This window comes from Serratia sp. root2 (genome assembly GCF_031931805.1).
Lineage (GTDB): Bacteria > Pseudomonadota > Gammaproteobacteria > Enterobacterales > Enterobacteriaceae > Serratia > Serratia inhibens.
On the sequence record NZ_JAUJXB010000002.1, the window covers coordinates 455,721 to 474,428 of the forward strand.

The following is an 18,708-nucleotide window of genomic DNA, read 5'->3' on the forward strand; positions in this document are numbered from 1 at the left end:
GATTAAGCTTCTGCAACCACAACTACATTCAGCTTAGCGAACACGTCGCTGTGTACCTGGAACTCAACTTCATGTTCACCAGTGGTACGCAGAACGCCGTTCGGCAGACGAACTTCGCTCTTGGCAACTTCAACGCCTGCCGCAGTAACTGCGTCAGCGATGTCGCGGGTGCCGATAGAGCCGAACAGTTTGCCTTCGTCGCCTGATTTAGACGCGATGGTTACTGAACCCAGTTCGTTGATCTTGGTTGCGCGAGCTTCAGCAGCAGCCAGAACGTCAGCCAGTTTGGCTTCCAGTTCAGCACGACGTGCTTCGAAGAACTCTACGTTTTTCTTGGTAGCAGGAACAGCTTTGCCCTGTGGAACCAAGAAGTTACGAGCGTAGCCCGCTTTAACGTTAACCTGATCACCCAGGCTGCCCAGGTTTGCTACTTTATCAAGCAGAATAACTTGCATTACCTTATCCTCTTAAAGTCGTTAATAGACAGCGGCCGATTACTGATGACGATCAGTGTATGGCAGCAGGGACAGGTAGCGAGCACGCTTGATGCAGCGAGCCAGCTGACGCTGGTATTTTGCACGAGTACCGGTGATACGGCTCGGGACAATTTTACCGCTTTCGGTAATGTAGTTTTTCAACGTTGCGATATCTTTGTAATCAATCTCAACAACGCCTTCCGCGGTGAAACGGCAGAACTTGCGACGACGGAAATAACGTGCCATTAGGCTAGTCTCCAGAATCTATCAATTCAATCTGCTCGGCATGCAGAACCAGTTTGTTCAGCCCGTTGCGCCCTTGATGGCAGCTTACGAAGCCTTGCACGGTTATCTGACTGCCGACCGTTAATCTTTGAGTTAGTGCTTGTGACTGTTGTCCGCTGACAACCACGGGCATTCGGCACCATGCTTGTCTGCTGAATCCGGCTTCCATCTGCTGCGAACGGTGCTCTAGCACAAATTGGCAGTGGGGGATCCCGGAAGGACTCACCTTTCGAACCGGCGCCTTGCACACAGTGCCAGACAAAACCAGACGATTAGACGTCACAGCAGCAATTACTCTTCAGAATCCCCAGCATCTGCATCATCTGCGGTTTCGTTAGCGAAGTCTTCGCGGCGATCGCCACGACGTTCGTCTTTCGCTTTAACCATCGGAGATGCTTCAGTTACCGCGTGCTTAACGCGCATAACCATGCTGCGGATAACGGCGTCGTTGAAGCGGAAGTTTGTTTCCAGCTCATCGATCGCTTCCTGCGGAGCTTCAACGTTCAGCAGAACGTAGTGAGCTTTGTGCAGTTTGTTGATCGGGTAAGCCAGTTGACGGCGGCCCCAGTCTTCCAGACGGTGAATCTGACCGGCAGCGTTAGTGATGGTAGCACTGTAACGCTCGATCATGCCCGGAACCTGTTCGCTTTGGTCAGGGTGGACCATAAAAACGATTTCGTAATGACGCATCGAATTGCTCCTTACGGATTATTCAGCCTCCTGTCAGGGTCAACCGTGGCCCATGGAAGCAAGGAACGTGTATGTGTGTACGGCTGAAAAAATGACGCGTAATCATACTTGCGGAGGTTGGAAAACTCAAGGAAAGCGTGGGATTTATTATCGGTAATGCGAGGCTAATTCAAAAATAGCACGATTTGCTTTCTGCAGAACCTATGTATGCAAATCCATCAGTTCCAAAAATCTTTCAATGAAATCATCATCGATGCGTAAATTTTATTCATTTTTTTTGAAGGAGGCCATCAAAACCACGCACTTTTTAATCCCGCCGAAAGGTCTAAAATTGTACTTATCCGCCGCAGACAGCGCGACGAAAAAGATTTGAAGTTATTCAATGCATATAAATAACTTTTTGCTGCACTGGCACCTGCTGTCAGGCCGTTGAGGCAAACGGTTAAGAGAGGCAAATATGAAACGCATTACCATCGCTACCGCCATTGCTTTACTGTTTTCCGCCAACGTCATGGCCGCCAGCGAAATCACCTCCCATGAGGCCGATCAGCGCCAGAGCATTGGGTTCGTCACGCTAAACCAGAATGTGGTATCGCCGGATGACGCCACCAGCCAGGTGAGCAAAATAGCCGACCAGCGGGGTGCGACAGCCTACCGCATCATTGCCCTGCATGAGCCGGACAGCAACAGCACCATTCACGTCAGCGCCGAGCTGTATCGCTAAACGAAAATGCAGTACCAGGGAACGAAGCCGCGCCAACAAGCGGCAAATGAGAACAGGCGACGCTCTCGCTGAACGGTAATATCTGGCCCCCTATTATTCAGGGGGCTTTTTTACAGCACACGGCGGAAAAAGTCTGCGGTCGCGGACAATGCCAACGGCGTAATGCGGTGCTTGACACCCGGTTCGGTAATAAACGTCAGTTGGCGATCCCAGCCGCTCTGGCGCAGTTCGGTAGCCAACCGCAGGCTTTCCGACGCCGGCACCACATCGTCCGTATCACCGTGCCACAGCAGCAGGGGGCGATCGGTAATCTTTTCCAACTGACGCTCCAGACCGTAATCCGCCAGAACGGCGATGCGCGCTTCAAAACCGGCAGCCGTCAACAGATTGCCCTGTTCATCCAGCGGCGGAAACAACGTCTGGGCCAACGAGGTGTAATAACCGCTCCCCATCAGGCTGGCGGCCGCTTTAATCCACGGATAACGCGCAAAGCTGCCCAAAGCGGTCATGCCGCCCATTGAAGCGCCGGCCACGCCAATACGCCCGTCGGCAATCAGCCCACGCTGTGCAAACTGCGTTTTGAGCGCCGGTAACTCGTCAATGTTGCGTTTGAGAATCTCCCAAAAGCGGGCCAATCGCCTCTGTTCATCACCGTCAAAGCGCTCGCCGTGCAGATCGGCATCCGGCAGCACCACGCGAAACCCCGTCCTTGCCAACGCATAGGCAAAGTAGGCGTACACTTCTTTCGACGAGGTATAACCATGGTAGAAAAATACCGTCGGCAGCGGCTGATGATACTGCCCCGCCGGCACAGCATGGATCACCGCAACATCGCCCACTCGTTCATCATGTATTTCAATCATCCGTTTTCCCTCTGCGTACCCGTTGCCTTCATAATGGCAAACTTGAGCTAAAAGCATTAGCTCAATCTGTTCCACTTTATATTGGGTTACACTGAAGCCATGATAGCGATTTTCCCGAGGTGCCCATGAGACTTTCCCGCCTGCTGCTGCCCCTGACGCTGGCCGTATTGCTTTCCGCCTGCGGTATCATGACCACAACACCCAAAGCCCCGCCGCCGCCAACCGGCCAAGCCCAGGAGATCACCCGGGCACAAACCTCTGAGTTGGTAAAGATAGGCACCACCAGCGCTCTGGTTTACGGCAGCCCGATGGACGTGGAAGCGGAGATTAACAGGAAGGCTAACGCCAGCGGCGCACGCTATTACATGATTATCATGAACAGCGAAACCGTCGTTCCTGGCCAATGGTATTCGCAGGCGATCCTGTATCGGTAAACTGCGGCGTTTTAACCATATTTACAATGGCTTTGCACAGCCTGAAGTTGGATATTGCACACTGGCGGTCAACCTGCCGCAGCCTGCGGTCGTTCGACGAAGGGGAACGCCATGAAACGCTCCGCCGCACTCACCGCCCTCCTGCTCTCCGTGGGGTTGCTCAACGTCAGCGCCAAGTCTGCCGAACTGGCGCCCGCCGACCGTGTTACACCGCTCAGTGAAATTGCGCAGATCACCCTGGATAATCTTTCCGGCTCGCCGCAGGACGTCGAACAGGTCATAGCCCGCAAGGCTGATGAGCATGGAGCAAGCTATTACCGCATTCTGCGAATGGAAGAACAGGCGCATCAGCCCGGCTGGCGCGCCTCGGCGATTTTTTATCTTTAATAACTCATGCAGGCCGCATTTAACACGCCGCCGCTGATCGAAACGCCCCCCAGGAAAATCCCGGCGGCCAGGTGATTGGACTCAATCTTGTCGCTGATGCGCGGCATGTAGATTTTAACCGCCGCGAACAGCAACAGTTGCACCACCAGCGCCACTACGCCCCACAGCAAGTAGTCCAGCAGGCTGATCGAGTTGATCGCCGCGCTGGCCAACGGGATCACATACCCCAGGCAGGCACCGACGAATCCGAAGGCGGCAGACTGGTTGTCGGCCTTGATCAATGCCCATTCGTCATGCGGCGTAATGCGGGTATAGACAAACAAGAACACCAGAACCATGGCAAAGCCACTGAAGAAGTAAGAGGCGAATGCCGCCAACGCGCTGAGAATATCCATGTCATGTTTCCTGGTCAGAGGTCAGTATCCCTTACGGGCCAAGTGCTGAATTAAAAAGCTTTTTTTGTTGCGACGCCACTGTTTTCCCTAACCGCCCATCGCTCGGGCAAACAGCATATCGCACAACCGGTCAGGCAGTATCCGTTCGCCACGGGCGTCGAGCGTCATTTGGCACCAGGCTTCCGCCAACGGTGGTGAACTGTAGCGCAGAAGCTGCGCCGCCGCGAACAGATTGAATAACATGCTGGTGACTACGCGTCCCTGCTCCTCCTGGGGTTTACGCATCAGTTGGCTCAGCCGCCGCCACTGGTGGTCAAAATGTCGATTCTGCCCTTTAACTTCGCCAAGTTCAGGTTCCAGCGCTTCCTGTATTGCCGGCAATCTTCCCCAGGCTCGCATCACGTCCAGGCACATAATGTTGCCGGAACCTTCCCAGATGCTGTTTACCGGCATTTCACGATACAGCCGCGGCAGTTCGCTCTCTTCGCAGTAACCCAGGCCACCCAACACCTCCATGGCTTCGCCCACAAAAGGGATCCCTTGCCGGCAGACTTCAAACTTCGCCGCCGGGGTCAGCACCCGACACAATGCCTGCTCAAGAGGATCGCCGGCGTGGTCATAAGCACGCGCCAGGCGCATCAGCGCCGCCGTCTGCCCCTCCAGCCTTAACGCCATCCGCCCCAAGACCTGACGCATCATCGGTTGTTCGATAAGCGTTTTGCCAAATGCCTGCCGCTGCAGGGTGTGGTACAAGGCTACCGATAACGCACGCCGCATCAAGCCGTGGCTGCCCAACGCACAGTCAAAGCGCGTCAGGCCCCCCATCTTAAGGATATGCCGAACGCCATCCCCCTCCTCGCCCAACAGCCAGGCGGTGGCATCCTGGAACTCCACCTCACTACTGGCGTTGGAACGGTTGCCCAGCTTATCTTTCAGCCGCTCCAGCCGTATCGCATTGCGCGTACCGTCAGGCAAAATACGCGGCAGGAAGAAGCAGGACAGCCCGCCTTCTGTCTGCGCCAGCACCAGATGCGCATCGCTCTGCGGCACAGAGAAGAACCATTTGTGCCCCACCAACCGGTACGCCTCCCCAGAACCACGCGCCGTTAACGGGATGGCGGTCGTCGTGTTGCTCAACACATCGGATCCTCCCTGCTTTTCGGTCATTCCCATGCCAATCAGCAAACCGCGCTTTTGCCCGCCGGGTGACAAATGTGCATCGTATCGATCGGAAAGCAGCGGCGGTAGCCAGGAGTGAAATTCTAGAGGCAGTGAGCGTTGCAGCAGAGGAATGGCGCCAAAGGTCATCGTCACCGGGCATAAAGTGCCGGCTTCCACCTGCGCATGCAGCACAAAGCGAGCGGCGCGCGCCACGAAAGCACCGATACGGGCATCCTCCTGCCACGGCAGGTTATGCACCCGGTTGGCAATCAGCCCCTGCATCAAAATATGCCAGGCGGGATGGAAGCGAACGTCGTCCAGCCGCTGCCCGGTGGCGTCATAACGCAGCAGTTCCGGTGGATTGGCGTTGGCCAGCCGCCCCAACTCCAGCGATTCCTGAGTGCCCAACTGTTGGCCCAGCGAGGCGAGGACGTCAGCGTCCCAGCCAGCCTGCTCACGCTGTATCGCCTCACACAGCGGCGTATCGGACAGGAAAAGATTGCTGTTGCCCAGCGGCTTGGGTTGATTGAAAACGGTGTGCGTAGTCCAGACCATCGTCTTGCTCCCTGATTAAAGCGTCAGGAGTAATTATGGTCGGTAAGGAAATTTCTGCCGAAGGAGGGTTCACAAGATGGGAGATTGGCAGGGGCGCAAGCGCCCCTGTGGGTAAATCAGCTGCGCTGGCGCACCGCTTCGAACAAACAGATGCCGGTGGCGACCGAGACGTTCAGCGAAGAAACCGTCCCTGCCATCGGAATGCTGATCAACTCATCGCAGTGTTCGCGGGTCAGGCGGCGCATGCCTTCGCCTTCAGCGCCCATAACCAGCGCCATCGGGCCGGTCATTTTGCTCTGGTACAGCGTATGATCGGCTTCGCCGGCGGTGCCGACGACCCAGACGTTCATTTCCTGCAGCAAACGCAGGGTTCGCGCCAGGTTGGTGACGCGGATCAACGGAACATTTTCCGCCGCGCCACAGGCCACTTTCTTGGCGGTCGCGTTCAACTGGGCGGAACGATCGCGCGGAACGATGACCGCATGCACACCGGCCGCATCCGCGCTGCGCAGGCAGGCACCGAGGTTGTGCGGGTCGGTCACGCCGTCCAGTACCAGCAGGAATGGCGTATCCACGCTTGCAAGCAGGCTCGGTAAATCGTTTTCCTGATACTGACGCCCTTCGCGCACCCGGGCGATAATTCCCTGATGCACCGCGCCCTCGACTTTCTCATCCAGCCACTGGCGGTTCGCCACCTGGATAACAATGCCGGTCGCTTCCAGCTCGGCGATCAGCGGTTGCAGCCGGCGATCGTCGCGCCCTTTCAGAATAAACACTTCCAGGAAGCGCTGCGGATCGTTATCTAACAGGGCCTTGACGGCATGAATGCCGTAAATAATTTCGCTCATGATGCTCTTTTAACTGTGCGGCTGGCAAATGCCAGCCGGTGATAATGACGTGCGGCAGATTAAGCCTGCTCAGCACCTTTCTTCTTGCCGGCGCGTTTGGCTTTGGTCGCCGCCGCTATTTTCCGGGTTTTGTCAGACGCTTTCTTGGCTTTCGCCTTTTTGTCTTTCTTCACCTGGTCGGCCGGTTTGGCGTCGTCTTTTTTACGGAAGGCGCTGTCCGGCTCAAAGTTGGCCGGCGGCTTGCCACCACGACGCTTGTTGCGTTGTGATACCGGAGCACGGCCTGCGCCGGCACCGTCACGCAAGGTACGTTGGCCGCCGTTCTTGGCGCGGTCACGTTCGGTTTTACCTTCACCACGCGGTTTGCGGGTGCTGGAGACCAAAGCAAAATCAATCTTGCGCTCATCCATATGCACCGCTTCAACACGGATCTCCACCGTATCGCCCAGGCGATAAACCATGCCGGAGGATTCGCCGATCAGACGCTGGCCGATATTATCGTAGCGATAATAATCGTTATCCAGCGTTGATACGTGCACCAGGCCGTCGATAAACAGATCGTTCAAGCGCACGAAGAAACCGAAGCCGGTCACGCTGGCGATAATGCCGCTAAACACTTCACCGACGTGGTCCTGCATAAAGTCGCATTTCAGCCAGTCAGCTACGTTGCGCGTCGCTTCATCGGCACGGCGTTCGGCCATTGAACAGTGTTCGCCGAGCTGCAGCATTTCTTCGAACTCGCTGTGCCAGCCGCCGGTCGGCGTCCAGCGCTCTTTCGGTTGGCCGTGCTCTTTAGCCAGCAGATATTTGATCGCACGGTGCAACGCCAGGTCCGGATAACGGCGGATCGGTGAAGTAAAGTGGCCGTAAGAAGCCAGCGCCAGGCCAAAGTGCCCGCGGTTTTCCGGATCGTAGATCGCCTGTTTCATCGAACGCAGCAGCATGGTTTGCAGCATTTCGCGGTCAGGACGTTCGGCCACTTCATCCATCAGGGTGGCGTAGTCCTTCGGCTGCGGTTTGTTACCGCCGCCCAGCGTCAGGCCCAGTTCACCCAGCACGCTGCGCAGTGCGGTAATATGATCGTCGCTCGGACGATCGTGCACGCGGAACAGCGCCGGTTCGTTATGTTTCTCGACAAAGCGCGCTGCGGCGACGTTCGCCATGATCATGCACTCTTCGATCAGCTTGTGTGCGTCGTTGCGCACCGTTGGCTCAACGCGCTCAATACGGCGTTCGGCATTGAAGATAAACTTGGCTTCTTCGGTCTCGAAGGCGATGCCGCCACGTTCGGCTCGTGCCTGATCCAACACCTTGTACATGGCGTGCAGTTCCTGCAAGTGCTTGACCAGCGGGTGATAATGCTCACGCAGCTCCTGATCGCCCTGCAGAATATGCCAGACTTTATTGTAGGTTAAGCGAGCGTGTGAACTCATCACCGCTTCATAGAACTTGGATGTCGACAGGCGCCCCTGGGCGGAGATGGTCATCTCACACACCATACACAGACGATCAACCTGCGGGTTCAACGAGCACAGGCCGTTGGACAGCACTTCCGGCAGCATCGGGATAACCTGCGACGGGAAGTACACCGATGTCCCACGGTTGCGCGCTTCGTCATCCAATGCGGTGCGAGGGCGTACGTAGTAGCTGACGTCGGCAATCGCTACCCACAGGCGCCAGCCGCCGCCGCGTTTTTTCTCGCAGTAGACGGCGTCATCGAAATCGCGCGCGTCTTCGCCGTCGATCGTCACCAGCGGCAATTGACGCAGGTCAACACGGCCTTTCTTGGCGGCCTCCGGTACTTGTTCGCTGAGGTCGGCAACCTGTTTTTCCACCTGCGGTGGCCAGACATGCGGGATCTCATGGGTACGCAGCGCGATGTCCACCGCCATGCTGGTGCCCATTTTATCGCCGAGGATTTCAACGATCTTGCCTACCGCTTTGGTGCGGCGGGTCGGGCGTTGGGTCAGTTCAACCACCACCATAAAGCCCATGCGCGCACCGCTGACGGCCTCGGCGGGGATCAGGATATCAAAGCTGAGACGGCTGTCGTCCGGCACCACAAAGCCGGTTCCCGCGTCCATAAAGAAGCGGCCGACGATTTGACTGGTTTTCGGCACCAATACGCGCACGATACGCGCTTCACGACGGCCCTTGCGGTCCGCAGCCATCGCCTGCGCCAACACCACATCACCGTGGATCGCCATTTTCATCTGCTCAGCCGACAAATACAGGTCGTCTTTGCTGCCTTCAATACGCAGGAAACCAAAACCGTCGCGGTGACCGATAACGGTGCCGCGCAGCAGGTCCAGACGTTCCGGCAGCGCATAGCACTGGCGACGAGTGAATATCAATTGGCCGTCACGCTCCATCGCGCGCAGGCGGCGGCGTAACGCTTCTAGCGCCTCTTCACCGGTTAAATCCAGCTCTTTGGCCAGCTCTTCGCGGCTGGCCGGCGTTTCTCTTTTCGCCAGATGGGCCAGAATGAATTCACGGCTCGGGATTGGGGATTCATATTTTTCTGCTTCTCGTTCCAGGAATGGATCTTGTGACATTGCGGTTCCTCCGTTGTCATCAGCAGGGTGCCGCTGAGCCTTGTCTTCTCAGCGACGCTTTATTCGACAAGCAATAGCTTGTAGAGCGGTGGATTGTCTTCGACCATATCGGCCAGCGTGTGGCTATCCAGCTCTTCAAGGAAATTCTGTACGCCCTGGTGGAGCACCTGCTTCAGGCGGCAGGCAGGGGTTATGTGGCAAAAATCACTGTTGCAGTTAACCAACGAGAGCGGCTCCAGCGCCCTTACCACGTCTCCGAGGCGAATGGTTTCGGCAGGTTTGCCCAAACGGATGCCACCGTTCTTTCCGCGTACGGCGGTCACAAACCCAACCCGGCTTAACTGATTGATGATCTTCACCATATGGTTACGGGACACGCCGTAGACTTCGGTAACTTCCGAAATGCTGGTCATTTTGTCCGGTGGCAGCGAGGCCATGTAGATCAACGCCCGCAGGCCATAATCAGTAAAACTTGTTAACTGCACATCTACCTCTGGGTCTCTTTTTACCCGTCTGACAAGCCGATTTTCGGCATTATTCAAAAGATTACTTATTGGATAATAAACCAGCCGGAGAGTTCGCCGCTAATTATTTAGCGTATCTCAAGCTCTGGAGCGGGTTAAAGAAAGGATTTTTTGACGTGAAACCGCAATCGGGGAGAATAATGATAAAAACAAACCGGGACATGCCCGGTTTGTTTATTGCAGAAAGCCAGATTATGCGTCGAACGGGTCGCGCAGGATCATGGTCTCGCTACGATCTGGGCCAGTAGAGATAATATCTACCGGTACGCCAGTCAATTCTTCAATACGCTTGATGTAATCCAGCGCCGCCTGAGGCAACTTGCTGTGATCTTTCACGCCGAAAGTCGTATCGCTCCAGCCCGGCAAGGTTTCGTAGATTGGCTCAATGCCTTCCCAACCTTCTGCAGCCAGCGGCGTGGTGTCCATTTCGCGGCCGTCCGGCATGCGGTAACCCACGCAGATTTTCACTTCTTTCAAGCCATCCAGCACGTCCAGCTTGGTCAGGCAGAAGCCGGACAAGGAGTTGATCTGCACTGCGCGGCGAACCGCTACGGCGTCCAGCCAACCGGTACGACGACGACGGCCAGTGGTAGCGCCGAACTCGTTACCCTGTTTGCACAGGTATTCACCGGTTTCATCGAACAGCTCCGTAGGGAACGGGCCTGCGCCCACGCGGGTAGAGTAAGCTTTAACGATACCCAGCACGTAATCCACGTAACGCGGACCAATACCGGAACCGGTAGCAACGCCGCCAGCAGTGGTATTGGAAGAGGTTACGTACGGATAAGTACCGTGGTCGATATCCAGCAGAGTACCCTGAGCGCCTTCGAACATAATCAGATCGCCACGCTTGCGCGCGCCGTCCAGCAGTTCGGAAACGTCAACGACCATCGCGGTCAGGATATCGGCGATGGACAGTACGTAATCCAGAGTGGCCTGATAATCAACGGCTTCGACTTTGTAGTAGTTAACCAGCTGGAAGTTATGGTAATCGATGATTTCTTTCAGCTTAACGGCGAAGGTTTCTTTGTTGAACAGATCGCCAACGCGCAGACCGCGACGGGCAACTTTATCTTCGTAAGCCGGGCCGATACCACGGCCGGTGGTACCGATAGCTTTTGCACCGCGCGCTTTCTCACGCGCGTTATCCAGCGCAACGTGATAAGGCAGGATAAGCGGGCAGGCTTCGGACAGTAACAGACGTTCGCGTACCGGGATGCCGCGCGCTTCAAGTTCACCCATTTCTTTCATCAATGCGTCTGGCGCCAGAACTACACCGTTGCCGATGATGCTGGTCACGTTATCACGCAGAATGCCTGAAGGAATTAAATGAAGGACGGTTTTCTCACCGTTAATAACCAGAGTGTGGCCAGCGTTATGACCACCTTGGTAGCGCACAACATATTGAGCCCGTTCAGTCAGCAGGTCTACGACCTTGCCCTTACCTTCGTCACCCCATTGGGTGCCCAGTACGACGACGTTCTTACCCATTTTCAAAATCACCGGTTGCTTAAAAATGGATTCTACCACCGTAATTTTCGATTTTCAGCACTTTCAGCATACGATTGCGTCTTTTTTAGGCTAAACTTTAAAGGCCCGTGCGGCTACGCAACATGTAGTAGATCACACAGCCCGCAACCACTATTCCACCGCCAAATCGCCGCAACGTAGCATCAGGCAACTGAGTCATCGCCAATACCATTTTACGCCAGGCCTGTGGAAACAGCATCGGTCCCAGCCCTTCCAGCACCAAAACCAGCCCAAGCGCCAGCCAGATCGTTGAATTCATGCCTCACCCCAAAAAAGAAAGGGCCCGCGGTTAAACGGGCCCCAAAGATTTACCTGTCGCTGTTACTTACGCGTGGAATCAGGCGACTTCATGTAGCGGAAGAAATCGCTGTCCGGGCTCAGTACCATTACGTCCTGGTTGTTGCTGCTGAAACTGGTTTCATAAGCACGCAGGCTACGGATAAAGGCATAGAAGTCCGGATCCTGGCTGAATGCGGCAGCAAACAGTTTGGCGGCTTCCGCATCGCCATCACCACGGGTGATACGCGCCGTACGTTCAGCTTCCGCCAACGTACGAGTCACTTCGTAGTCCGCAGTCGCGCGCAGCTTCTCAGCTTCTTCCTGGCCTTGCGAACGGTGACGACGGGCTACCGCTTCACGCTCGGCGCGCATACGCTGGTAGATTGCGTCAGAGACTTCCGCCGGCAGGTTGATCTGCTTGATACGCACGTCGATCACTTCAATACCCAGTGCCGCCATGCTGTTCGGGTTAACCTTCGGCAATTTGCCGGTGGTTTCCTTCTCAACGCGGGCCGCAGCAGAAGCAATGGCATCATCAGCTTCGGTGGTTGCCACTTCTTCGCCATCACCAACGGTACCGGTGTTCAGCGCGTCACGTACGTCAGACATCAGCTTGCCGCGCGAGTCGGTCACGATGTCTTTCACATCCAGACGACCAATCTCGGAACGCAGACGGTCACTGAATTTACGTTTCAACAATACTTCGGCTTGTGAGACGTCACCGCCGCCGGTGGCCAGATAGTAACGGCTGAAATCACTGATGCGCCATTTCAGGTAAGAATCGACGATCAGGTCTTTCTTCTCGCTGGTCACGAAACGGTCAGCCTGGTTGTCCATGGTCTGGATACGCGCGTCCAGCGTTTTCACTGATTCGATAAACGGGATCTTGAAGTGCAGACCCGGCGCATACACCAGCGGTTTGTTGTCGCTGTCACGCAGTACCTTGCCGAAGCGCAGCACGATGCCACGCTGGCCTTCTTGCACCACGAACAGGGAGGCGTACAGCGCCACCAGCACCGCGAGGACGATAACTACAAAAGACTTACGCATTGATTACTCTCTCCCTACGCGAGTGGTGTCGTCACGCTGCGCATTCGCCCGGCGTTGGTCCATGACCGAGCCGCTGTTGCTACGCTGGCTGTTCGAGCTGGCGCCACTGTTGGCAGACGGAGCGGGGTTGAGACGAATCAGGCTGGTGTCTTTACTGCCGTCACCCGCCGCGCCGGCAGGGCCACGCAGCATTTGCTCAAGCGGTAACACCATCAGGTTGTTGCCTTTGTCATTCACCAGCACCTTGCGGGTGTGGCTCAGGACTTTTTCCATGGTTTCGATATACAGACGCTCACGGGTAATTTCCGGGGCGGACTTGTATTCCGGCAACAGTTTGGCAAAGCGCGCTACCTCACCCTGAGCTTCCAGGACGGTACGGTCTTTATACGCTTTGGCATCTTCCAGCAGACGCTGCGCCTGACCGTTAGCACGTGGCTGAACTTCGTTGGCGTAAGCTTCTGCCTCGCGGATGTACTGCTGCTCGTTCTCACGCGCGGCAATCGCATCGTCAAATGCGGCTTTCACCTCTTCCGGCGGACGGGCAGCCTGGAAGTTGACGTCCAGCAGAGTGATCCCCATGTTGTACGGACGAATGGTCTCTTCCAGTACGCGTTGGGTATCGCTACGCACGATAGTACGGCCTTCAGTCAGGATCTTGTCCATGGTGTACTTGCCGATAACGCCACGCAGGGCACTGTCGGTGGCCTGGCTCAAGCTGTCGTCGGCACTGGTCACGCTGAACAGATACGCTTCCGGATTGGTCACGCGGTACTGCACGTTCATTTCCACGCGCACCACGTTCTCATCGGAGGTCAGCATCACGCCGGAAGCCGCCAGTTCACGTACGGACTCCACGTTGACCGGACGAACTTCGTCGATGAAGGTCGGTTTCCAGTTCAGACCCGGTTGCACCAGGTGGCTGAACTTGCCAAAACGAGTCACTACGCCACGTTCGGCTTCCTTGATGGTGTAGAAGCCGCTGGCAGCCCAAATCACCACCACCGCAACCGCAGCGATGCCGATAATACGGCCACTGAAGCCCGGACCGGAGGTGCCGGTGCCGCCGCCGTTATTGCTGTTGGAACCTTTACCCCCGCCCAAGCCGCTCAGTTTCTTGCTCAGCTTGCGGAAGATATCGTCCAAATCAGGAGGTCCTTGCTCGCGACCGCCTTTGTTGTTACCGCCAGAGTTGCCGCCATTATTATTGCTGCTCCCCCACGGGTCGCGGTCCTGTCCGTTATTACCGGGCTGATTCCACGCCATGTTTTAGCTCCATATTCTGTGATTGGGTACTTCAGGCTTACGCGAAGCTCAAATGTAACAGGATATGATCATACTATAAAGTTAATCAGGTCCTGTTCCTGTTTACAGAGGCGACGCCATTCGACAATTGGCATACGAATCACCATGCCGATGCTGCCGTCTTCTTCGTTCCACTCTTTCTCAATTGCCTGAAGCTGGTAAAAACGGCTACGAAGACGGCCTGCCTGTGGCGGTAAGCGCAGCTCATATTGCGCGATTTCCCCCGATAAGCGCTCCGTCAACGCCTGATACAGCAACGGGATACCTTCACCGCTGGCGGCGGACAGCCACACCCGGATCGGTAAGTTTTCATCGTTGCGGTCGATACGCGGGACAAAATCATCCAGCATATCTATTTTGTTCATCACTAACAGTGTAGGGATCTCATCCGATTCAATCTCTGCCAGCACGGTGTTTACCGCTTCAATGTTTTCATCAACGCGGGTATCCGCGGCGTCGATTACATGTAACAGCAGAGACGCCTGGCGCGTTTCCTGCAGCGTCGCCTTGAAGGCGGCTACCAGATCGTGCGGCAGGTGCCGGATAAAGCCTACGGTATCCGCCAACACGGTATCGCCCACGTCCGCCACGTCAATACGGCGCAAAGTGGGATCCAGGGTGGCAAATAGCTGGTCCGCCGCATACACATCGGCAGACGTTATTCGGTTAAACAGAGTAGATTTGCCGGCGTTGGTGTAGCCCACCAGCGATACGGTCGGCACTTCAGCACGGGTACGCGCACGTCGACCCTGTTCACGTTGCTTGGCTACCCGCTCCAGGCGGCGTAAAATCAAGCTAATACGATCACGTAACAGACGACGGTCGGTTTCTAACTGGGTTTCCCCAGGCCCGCGCAGGCCAATCCCCCCTTTTTGGCGTTCAAGGTGCGTCCAGCCACGAACCAGACGCGTGGCGATATGACGCAATTGCGCCAGCTCTACCTGCAGCTTACCTTCATGGGTACGGGCACGCTGGGCAAAGATGTCTAGAATCAACCCGGTGCGATCGATCACACGGCATTCACACAGGCGTTCAAGATTTCTCTCCTGCGCCGGGGAAAGGGAATGATCAAACAGGACAACAGATGCGCCACTGGCTTTTACCGCATCTGCAATTTCTTCGGCCTTTCCTTCACCTACAAAGTACTTGGGATGTGGGGCTTTGCGGCTACCAGTAACCACTTGCAAAGCTTCAACACCCGCTGAGGACACCAGGGATTCGAACTCACTGAGATCTTCCGTATCTTTGTCTTGCGAGAAATAGATATGAACCAGGACGGCCTGCTCACCGGCTTCATAACGGTCAAACAAGCGTGCAACCTCTCAAACGGACATATACCGCGAGTTTGGGGGACATAAACAGCCCACGGCTGCTTATGCTCCCCGTCATGGTTGACTCGCAACGCGCTTTATTCAGCGTCATCGCTTTCCTGCTGCGGCTGTTGCGGCGCAGACGGGTTGTTACCATGGTGATAGTTACTGGTGCCGGCGCTCGGATTGTTGCTATGGTGCGAAACCGGGCGTGACGGAACAACGGTAGAGATAGCGTGCTTATAAACCATCTGGCTCACCGTGTTTTTCAACAGGATGACAAACTGGTCAAAAGACTCAATCTGGCCTTGCAGCTTAATACCATTCACCAAATAAATAGAAACCGGAACACGTTCACGACGCAATGCGTTCAGGAACGGATCTTGCAAAGATTGCCCCTTAGCCATTCTATCTTTTCCTTATTTGCTTGTTGTTTGTAACTAAGAACCTGTCGGCTCTAAAATAAACGACCTAAAAAATTTGCGCGCTGAATACTCATCAATTGTACACAATCACTCAACCTATGCACTAACAACCTGTATTACCGAGTCCAAAGCCTCTCCCGGCTTCTCGCTGTCCAGCCAATGTACCGAGTTCCAGCCCCGTAACCAGGTCATTTGGCGCTTGGCCAACTGACGCGTTGCGCAAATACCACGATAAACCATCTCATCGTAACTAATTTCGCCAGACAAATATGACCACATCTGGCGATAACCGACACAGCGAATGGAAGGCAAATCCGTATGCAAATCACCCCGTGCAAAAAGTGCACGCGCTTCCGTCTCAAAACCTGCCGCCAACATTTGATGGTACCGCAGCTCGATGCGTTGATGGATCAACTCACGGCTGGTCGGCGCTATCGCAAATTGGTGAACATGATACGGCAACGATTCACCCGAAATTTTAGTCAGTTCCGTTAAAGTTTTACCCGAAATAAAAAAAACTTCCAGTGCTCTGGACAGTCTCTGCGGATCATTCGGATGAATTCTCATTGCCGCAACCGGGTCAATCTCTTGTAACTGACGGTGCAAAACGTCCCAACCCTGCTCTGCCGCCTGCTGTTCGATGCGTTCTCGCACCGCCGGATCGGCGGACGGCAGCGGCGATAATCCTTCCAGCAGCGCCTTGAAGTAGAGCATGGTGCCCCCCACCAGCAGCGGGATGCGGCCTGCGGCGGTAATGGCGGCCATCTCTTTCAACGCATCGGCACGAAAATCCGCTGCGGAGTAGACTTCAACGGGATCGCGGATATCAATCAGCCGGTGCGGAGCCTGCGCCAACTCTTCGCCGCTCGGCTTGGCGGTGCCGATATCCATACCGCGATAAATCAGTGCGGAATCCACGCTGATCAGTTCCACAGGCAGGCGCTCACGCAGCGCGATCGCCAGAGCGGTTTTGCCGGAGGCGGTCGGCCCCATGATAAAAATAGCCGGGGGACGTGGTGTCATTTCAGTTTCAATCATGCTTAAGGGCTGTCAGTGCAGCCTGTAAATCAACAGGTTGTAAAAGTCCGCTCGGAGGTGATTTGACCAATTGCGGGCAAAGTCGTTCAACGTCGGTCAGCAATTGTATCGCTTGCGAGGTGTTCCACTGTTCGTGCTCGCTGCCTAAATGGCGGGCGATCCAGGTGGCTAACACCGCGGGCGACATCTCCTGATGCTCGGCCAGATAGCCTAACAGTTCAGGTATCAGTTTTTGTAAATTTTGTTGGCGTAATGGTAAAGGTACTGCGCGCAGCGTCACACGCCCATGATCTGACTGCAGATCCAGCCCCATAGTGACCAGCAGCGGCTGATGGCGCACGCAGGCGGCCGCCTCGTTTTTATTCAATGTCAGTTTAATGGGAATCAGCAGCGGCTGTGGCCGCAGGCCGTCTTCTGACGGGCTGAGCTGAGCCTGACGCAGCCAGCGTTCGGCCACCGGTAGGTTCAGCAACATAAGCTGTTGGCGGCTTTCAATCAGCGCATAGCACGGCGGATGAATCATCAGTACCCGACCAAAGCTGTGCTGGCTGCCCGCCAGTGGCGTTTCCTGCTCGATTTTCACCGGTGGGAACAGCGGCTGTTTCGGCGCTTCCTGGCGCGGCTCGGCGGCGGGAGCGGCCTGCAGCAGCTTGCCATACAGCTCCCCTTCACGCTTTTGATAACCGCTGCCCGCGTGATAGGCCGGCTGTGGCGCACGTTCACGTGCAGTGGCAGATTCAACCGGGGGAGGCTCGCGACGTGGTGCAGGCTGCGAGAAATGGTTGCCGCCGGCGGCGACGCGGTTTTCCTGCTGCCAGACCGGAGCTTGTTCCTGGGCCTGTTCATCCGCCAGCGGCAGCGGGACATTGCCAACCTGCTGCAGTACGGTGGTTACCGCCTGATAGATAAAATCGTGCACTAGCCGTGCCTGATGAAAACGCACCTCATGCTTGGCCGGATGAACGTTCACGTCCACCTGATGAGGATCTACCTCGAGATACAGCACATAAGCAGGCTGCTGATCGTCTTTCAATTGATCCTGATAAGCCTGGCGGATGGCGTGGTTGATCAGGCGATCGCGCATCATGCGGCTGTTGACGTAGCAATACTGCATTTCACCCAGTTGGCGGGCCCCGGCGGGATCGGCCACCCAACCGCGAATGGTCAGGTCCCCGTGCTGCCAGGAGATATTCAGCGCATGCTGCAAAAATGCCGGCCCACAAATACTGCCCAGACGGCGTTCATGCTGGCTCTCGTCTTTCGCGGCGCGGTATTGGCGGATCAATTTGCCATTATGGCTAAGGTTTATCGCCACATCGAAACGCGCCAGCGCAATGCGCCGCACGACTTCATCAATGTGACCAAATTCGGTTTTCTCGGTGCGCATAAACTTGCGGCGCGCCGGGGTGTTGTAGAACAAATCCAGCACTTCCAGCGTGCTGCCTATCGGGTGCGCCGCCGGCTTGACCGTCACCGCCTGATCGCGGCCTTCGGCATAGGCCTGCCAGGCTTCGCTTTGTTCTGCGGTGCGTGAGGTGAGCGTCAAACGGGAAACCGAACTGATGCTGGCCAGCGCTTCGCCGCGGAAACCGAGGCTGACAATCGCTTCCAAATCGTCGAGCGTACTGATTTTACTGGTGGCATGACGAGCCAGCGCCAGAGCAAGATCTTCCTTGCCAATGCCGCAACCGTTATCGCGAATGCGGATCAGCTTGGCGCCGCCGCGTTCAATATCGATATCGATGCGCGTCGCCCCGGCATCCAGGCTGTTCTCCACCAGTTCTTTCACCACCGACGCGGGCCGCTCGACGACTTCGCCGGCGGCAATCTGGTTGGCGAGCTGTGGCGGTAATACCTGGATGGGCATGCTGGCTCCT

Annotated in this window: 21 protein-coding genes; 3 read left to right on the top strand and 18 right to left on the bottom strand. The window is 55.9% G+C overall.

Annotation, left to right across the window (positions count from 1 at the left end; translation table 11 throughout):
• Positions 1–2 precede the first annotated feature (2 nt).
• The 4 genes from rplI to rpsF are packed head-to-tail and all read right to left on the bottom strand — an operon-like array spanning position 3 to position 1,451.
• Positions 3–455: a 50S ribosomal protein L9 gene (gene rplI, locus QZQ97_RS15820; protein WP_006317461.1), complete on the bottom strand. Its 453-nt coding sequence runs from the start codon at positions 453–455 to the stop codon at positions 3–5.
• A 39-nt stretch (positions 456–494) separates the two neighbouring features.
• Positions 495–722, bottom strand: a complete 228-nt coding sequence (gene rpsR, locus QZQ97_RS15825; RefSeq protein ID WP_002210155.1) for a 30S ribosomal protein S18 — start codon at positions 720–722, stop codon at positions 495–497.
• Between the two features lie 4 nt (positions 723–726).
• Complete coding sequence (priB, locus tag QZQ97_RS15830) at positions 727–1,044, bottom strand: primosomal replication protein N (RefSeq protein WP_006317460.1); 318 nt, start codon at positions 1,042–1,044, stop codon at positions 727–729.
• Between the two features lie 8 nt (positions 1,045–1,052).
• Positions 1,053–1,451: a 30S ribosomal protein S6 gene (gene rpsF, locus QZQ97_RS15835; protein ID WP_006317459.1), complete on the bottom strand. Its 399-nt coding sequence runs from the start codon at positions 1,449–1,451 to the stop codon at positions 1,053–1,055.
• Between the two features lie 457 nt (positions 1,452–1,908).
• Here rpsF and QZQ97_RS15840 point away from each other — a divergent pair, with 457 nt between their 5' ends.
• Complete coding sequence (locus QZQ97_RS15840; RefSeq protein ID WP_311994229.1) at positions 1,909–2,175, top strand: DUF1471 domain-containing protein; 267 nt, start codon at positions 1,909–1,911, stop codon at positions 2,173–2,175.
• 110 nt (positions 2,176–2,285) lie between these two features.
• On the opposite strand, the gene yjfP is transcribed toward QZQ97_RS15840, so the two are convergent.
• Positions 2,286–3,038 carry an esterase gene (gene yjfP / locus QZQ97_RS15845; RefSeq protein ID WP_311994230.1) on the bottom strand — a complete coding sequence of 251 codons (753 nt, stop codon included), beginning with the start codon at positions 3,036–3,038 and terminating at the stop codon, positions 2,286–2,288.
• A 125-nt stretch (positions 3,039–3,163) separates the two neighbouring features.
• Here yjfP and bsmA point away from each other — a divergent pair, with 125 nt between their 5' ends.
• Both bsmA and QZQ97_RS15855 read left to right on the top strand, forming a co-directional pair.
• Complete coding sequence (gene bsmA / locus QZQ97_RS15850; protein ID WP_311994231.1) at positions 3,164–3,472, top strand: biofilm peroxide resistance protein BsmA; 309 nt, start codon at positions 3,164–3,166, stop codon at positions 3,470–3,472.
• Between the two features lie 111 nt (positions 3,473–3,583).
• The gene (locus tag QZQ97_RS15855) at positions 3,584–3,859 is read left to right on the top strand and encodes a DUF1471 domain-containing protein (protein ID WP_311994232.1); all 276 of its coding nucleotides are present in this window, start codon (positions 3,584–3,586) and stop codon (positions 3,857–3,859) included.
• On the opposite strand, the gene QZQ97_RS15860 is transcribed toward QZQ97_RS15855, so the two are convergent.
• The 13 genes from QZQ97_RS15860 to mutL form a co-directional block, all read right to left on the bottom strand.
• Entirely contained in the window at positions 3,856–4,254 is a 399-nt protein-coding gene (locus QZQ97_RS15860) for a DUF350 domain-containing protein (protein WP_013811247.1), read from the bottom strand. The two genes, QZQ97_RS15855 and QZQ97_RS15860, sit on opposite strands and share 4 nt — an antisense overlap.
• Before the next feature lie 87 nt (positions 4,255–4,341).
• Positions 4,342–5,970: an isovaleryl-CoA dehydrogenase gene (locus QZQ97_RS15865; RefSeq protein WP_311994233.1), complete on the bottom strand. Its 1,629-nt coding sequence runs from the start codon at positions 5,968–5,970 to the stop codon at positions 4,342–4,344.
• A gap of 116 nt (positions 5,971–6,086) precedes the next feature.
• Positions 6,087–6,818 (bottom strand): 23S rRNA (guanosine(2251)-2'-O)-methyltransferase RlmB, encoded by a 732-nt coding sequence (gene rlmB / locus QZQ97_RS15870; protein ID WP_311994234.1) that lies wholly within the window; start codon positions 6,816–6,818, stop codon positions 6,087–6,089.
• A 59-nt stretch (positions 6,819–6,877) separates the two neighbouring features.
• The gene (rnr, locus tag QZQ97_RS15875) at positions 6,878–9,373 is read right to left on the bottom strand and encodes a ribonuclease R (protein WP_311994235.1); all 2,496 of its coding nucleotides are present in this window, start codon (positions 9,371–9,373) and stop codon (positions 6,878–6,880) included.
• Between the two features lie 59 nt (positions 9,374–9,432).
• Positions 9,433–9,858, bottom strand: coding sequence for a nitric oxide-sensing transcriptional repressor NsrR (gene nsrR, locus QZQ97_RS15880; RefSeq protein ID WP_004952720.1), 426 nt, complete (start codon positions 9,856–9,858; stop codon positions 9,433–9,435).
• Between the two features lie 231 nt (positions 9,859–10,089).
• Positions 10,090–11,388: an adenylosuccinate synthase gene (locus tag QZQ97_RS15885; RefSeq protein ID WP_311994236.1), complete on the bottom strand. Its 1,299-nt coding sequence runs from the start codon at positions 11,386–11,388 to the stop codon at positions 10,090–10,092.
• Between the two features lie 97 nt (positions 11,389–11,485).
• Complete coding sequence (locus QZQ97_RS15890; protein WP_311994237.1) at positions 11,486–11,686, bottom strand: DUF2065 domain-containing protein; 201 nt, start codon at positions 11,684–11,686, stop codon at positions 11,486–11,488.
• 62 nt (positions 11,687–11,748) lie between these two features.
• The gene (gene hflC / locus QZQ97_RS15895; RefSeq protein WP_006317447.1) at positions 11,749–12,756 is read right to left on the bottom strand and encodes a protease modulator HflC; all 1,008 of its coding nucleotides are present in this window, start codon (positions 12,754–12,756) and stop codon (positions 11,749–11,751) included.
• Positions 12,757–12,759: 3 nt separating this feature from the next.
• Entirely contained in the window at positions 12,760–14,019 is a 1,260-nt protein-coding gene (gene hflK, locus QZQ97_RS15900; protein ID WP_311994238.1) for an FtsH protease activity modulator HflK, read from the bottom strand.
• Between the two features lie 68 nt (positions 14,020–14,087).
• Positions 14,088–15,368 (bottom strand): ribosome rescue GTPase HflX, encoded by a 1,281-nt coding sequence (hflX, locus tag QZQ97_RS15905; RefSeq protein WP_006317445.1) that lies wholly within the window; start codon positions 15,366–15,368, stop codon positions 14,088–14,090.
• A 98-nt stretch (positions 15,369–15,466) separates the two neighbouring features.
• Entirely contained in the window at positions 15,467–15,775 is a 309-nt protein-coding gene (gene hfq, locus QZQ97_RS15910; RefSeq protein ID WP_004952704.1) for an RNA chaperone Hfq, read from the bottom strand.
• A 114-nt stretch (positions 15,776–15,889) separates the two neighbouring features.
• Positions 15,890–16,831: a tRNA (adenosine(37)-N6)-dimethylallyltransferase MiaA gene (miaA, locus tag QZQ97_RS15915; protein ID WP_311994239.1), complete on the bottom strand. Its 942-nt coding sequence runs from the start codon at positions 16,829–16,831 to the stop codon at positions 15,890–15,892.
• On the bottom strand, positions 16,824–18,698 hold the full coding sequence (gene mutL, locus QZQ97_RS15920; protein WP_311994240.1) for a DNA mismatch repair endonuclease MutL: 1,875 nt from the start codon (positions 18,696–18,698) through the stop codon (positions 16,824–16,826). The genes miaA and mutL overlap by 8 nt, the downstream gene beginning before the upstream one ends.
• Between the last annotated feature and the right edge of the window lie 10 nt (positions 18,699–18,708).

Coding starts and splice junctions, on each gene's coding strand:
- rplI (WP_006317461.1), bottom strand. CDS start 455: ATGCAAGTTATTCTGCTTGATAAAGTAGCAAACCTGGGCAGCCTGGGT.
- rpsR (WP_002210155.1), bottom strand. CDS start 722: ATGGCACGTTATTTCCGTCGTCGCAAGTTCTGCCGTTTCACCGCGGAA.
- rpsF (WP_006317459.1), bottom strand. CDS start 1,451: ATGCGTCATTACGAAATCGTTTTTATGGTCCACCCTGACCAAAGCGAA.
- QZQ97_RS15840 (WP_311994229.1), top strand. CDS start 1,909: ATGAAACGCATTACCATCGCTACCGCCATTGCTTTACTGTTTTCCGCC.
- yjfP (WP_311994230.1), bottom strand. CDS start 3,038: ATGATTGAAATACATGATGAACGAGTGGGCGATGTTGCGGTGATCCAT.
- bsmA (WP_311994231.1), top strand. CDS start 3,164: ATGAGACTTTCCCGCCTGCTGCTGCCCCTGACGCTGGCCGTATTGCTT.
- QZQ97_RS15855 (WP_311994232.1), top strand. CDS start 3,584: ATGAAACGCTCCGCCGCACTCACCGCCCTCCTGCTCTCCGTGGGGTTG.
- QZQ97_RS15860 (WP_013811247.1), bottom strand. CDS start 4,254: ATGGATATTCTCAGCGCGTTGGCGGCATTCGCCTCTTACTTCTTCAGT.
- QZQ97_RS15865 (WP_311994233.1), bottom strand. CDS start 5,970: ATGGTCTGGACTACGCACACCGTTTTCAATCAACCCAAGCCGCTGGGC.
- rlmB (WP_311994234.1), bottom strand. CDS start 6,818: ATGAGCGAAATTATTTACGGCATTCATGCCGTCAAGGCCCTGTTAGAT.
- rnr (WP_311994235.1), bottom strand. CDS start 9,373: ATGTCACAAGATCCATTCCTGGAACGAGAAGCAGAAAAATATGAATCC.
- QZQ97_RS15885 (WP_311994236.1), bottom strand. CDS start 11,388: ATGGGTAAGAACGTCGTCGTACTGGGCACCCAATGGGGTGACGAAGGT.
- QZQ97_RS15890 (WP_311994237.1), bottom strand. CDS start 11,686: ATGAATTCAACGATCTGGCTGGCGCTTGGGCTGGTTTTGGTGCTGGAA.
- hflC (WP_006317447.1), bottom strand. CDS start 12,756: ATGCGTAAGTCTTTTGTAGTTATCGTCCTCGCGGTGCTGGTGGCGCTG.
- hflK (WP_311994238.1), bottom strand. CDS start 14,019: ATGGCGTGGAATCAGCCCGGTAATAACGGACAGGACCGCGACCCGTGG.
- hfq (WP_004952704.1), bottom strand. CDS start 15,775: ATGGCTAAGGGGCAATCTTTGCAAGATCCGTTCCTGAACGCATTGCGT.
- miaA (WP_311994239.1), bottom strand. CDS start 16,831: ATGATTGAAACTGAAATGACACCACGTCCCCCGGCTATTTTTATCATG.
- mutL (WP_311994240.1), bottom strand. CDS start 18,698: ATGCCCATCCAGGTATTACCGCCACAGCTCGCCAACCAGATTGCCGCC.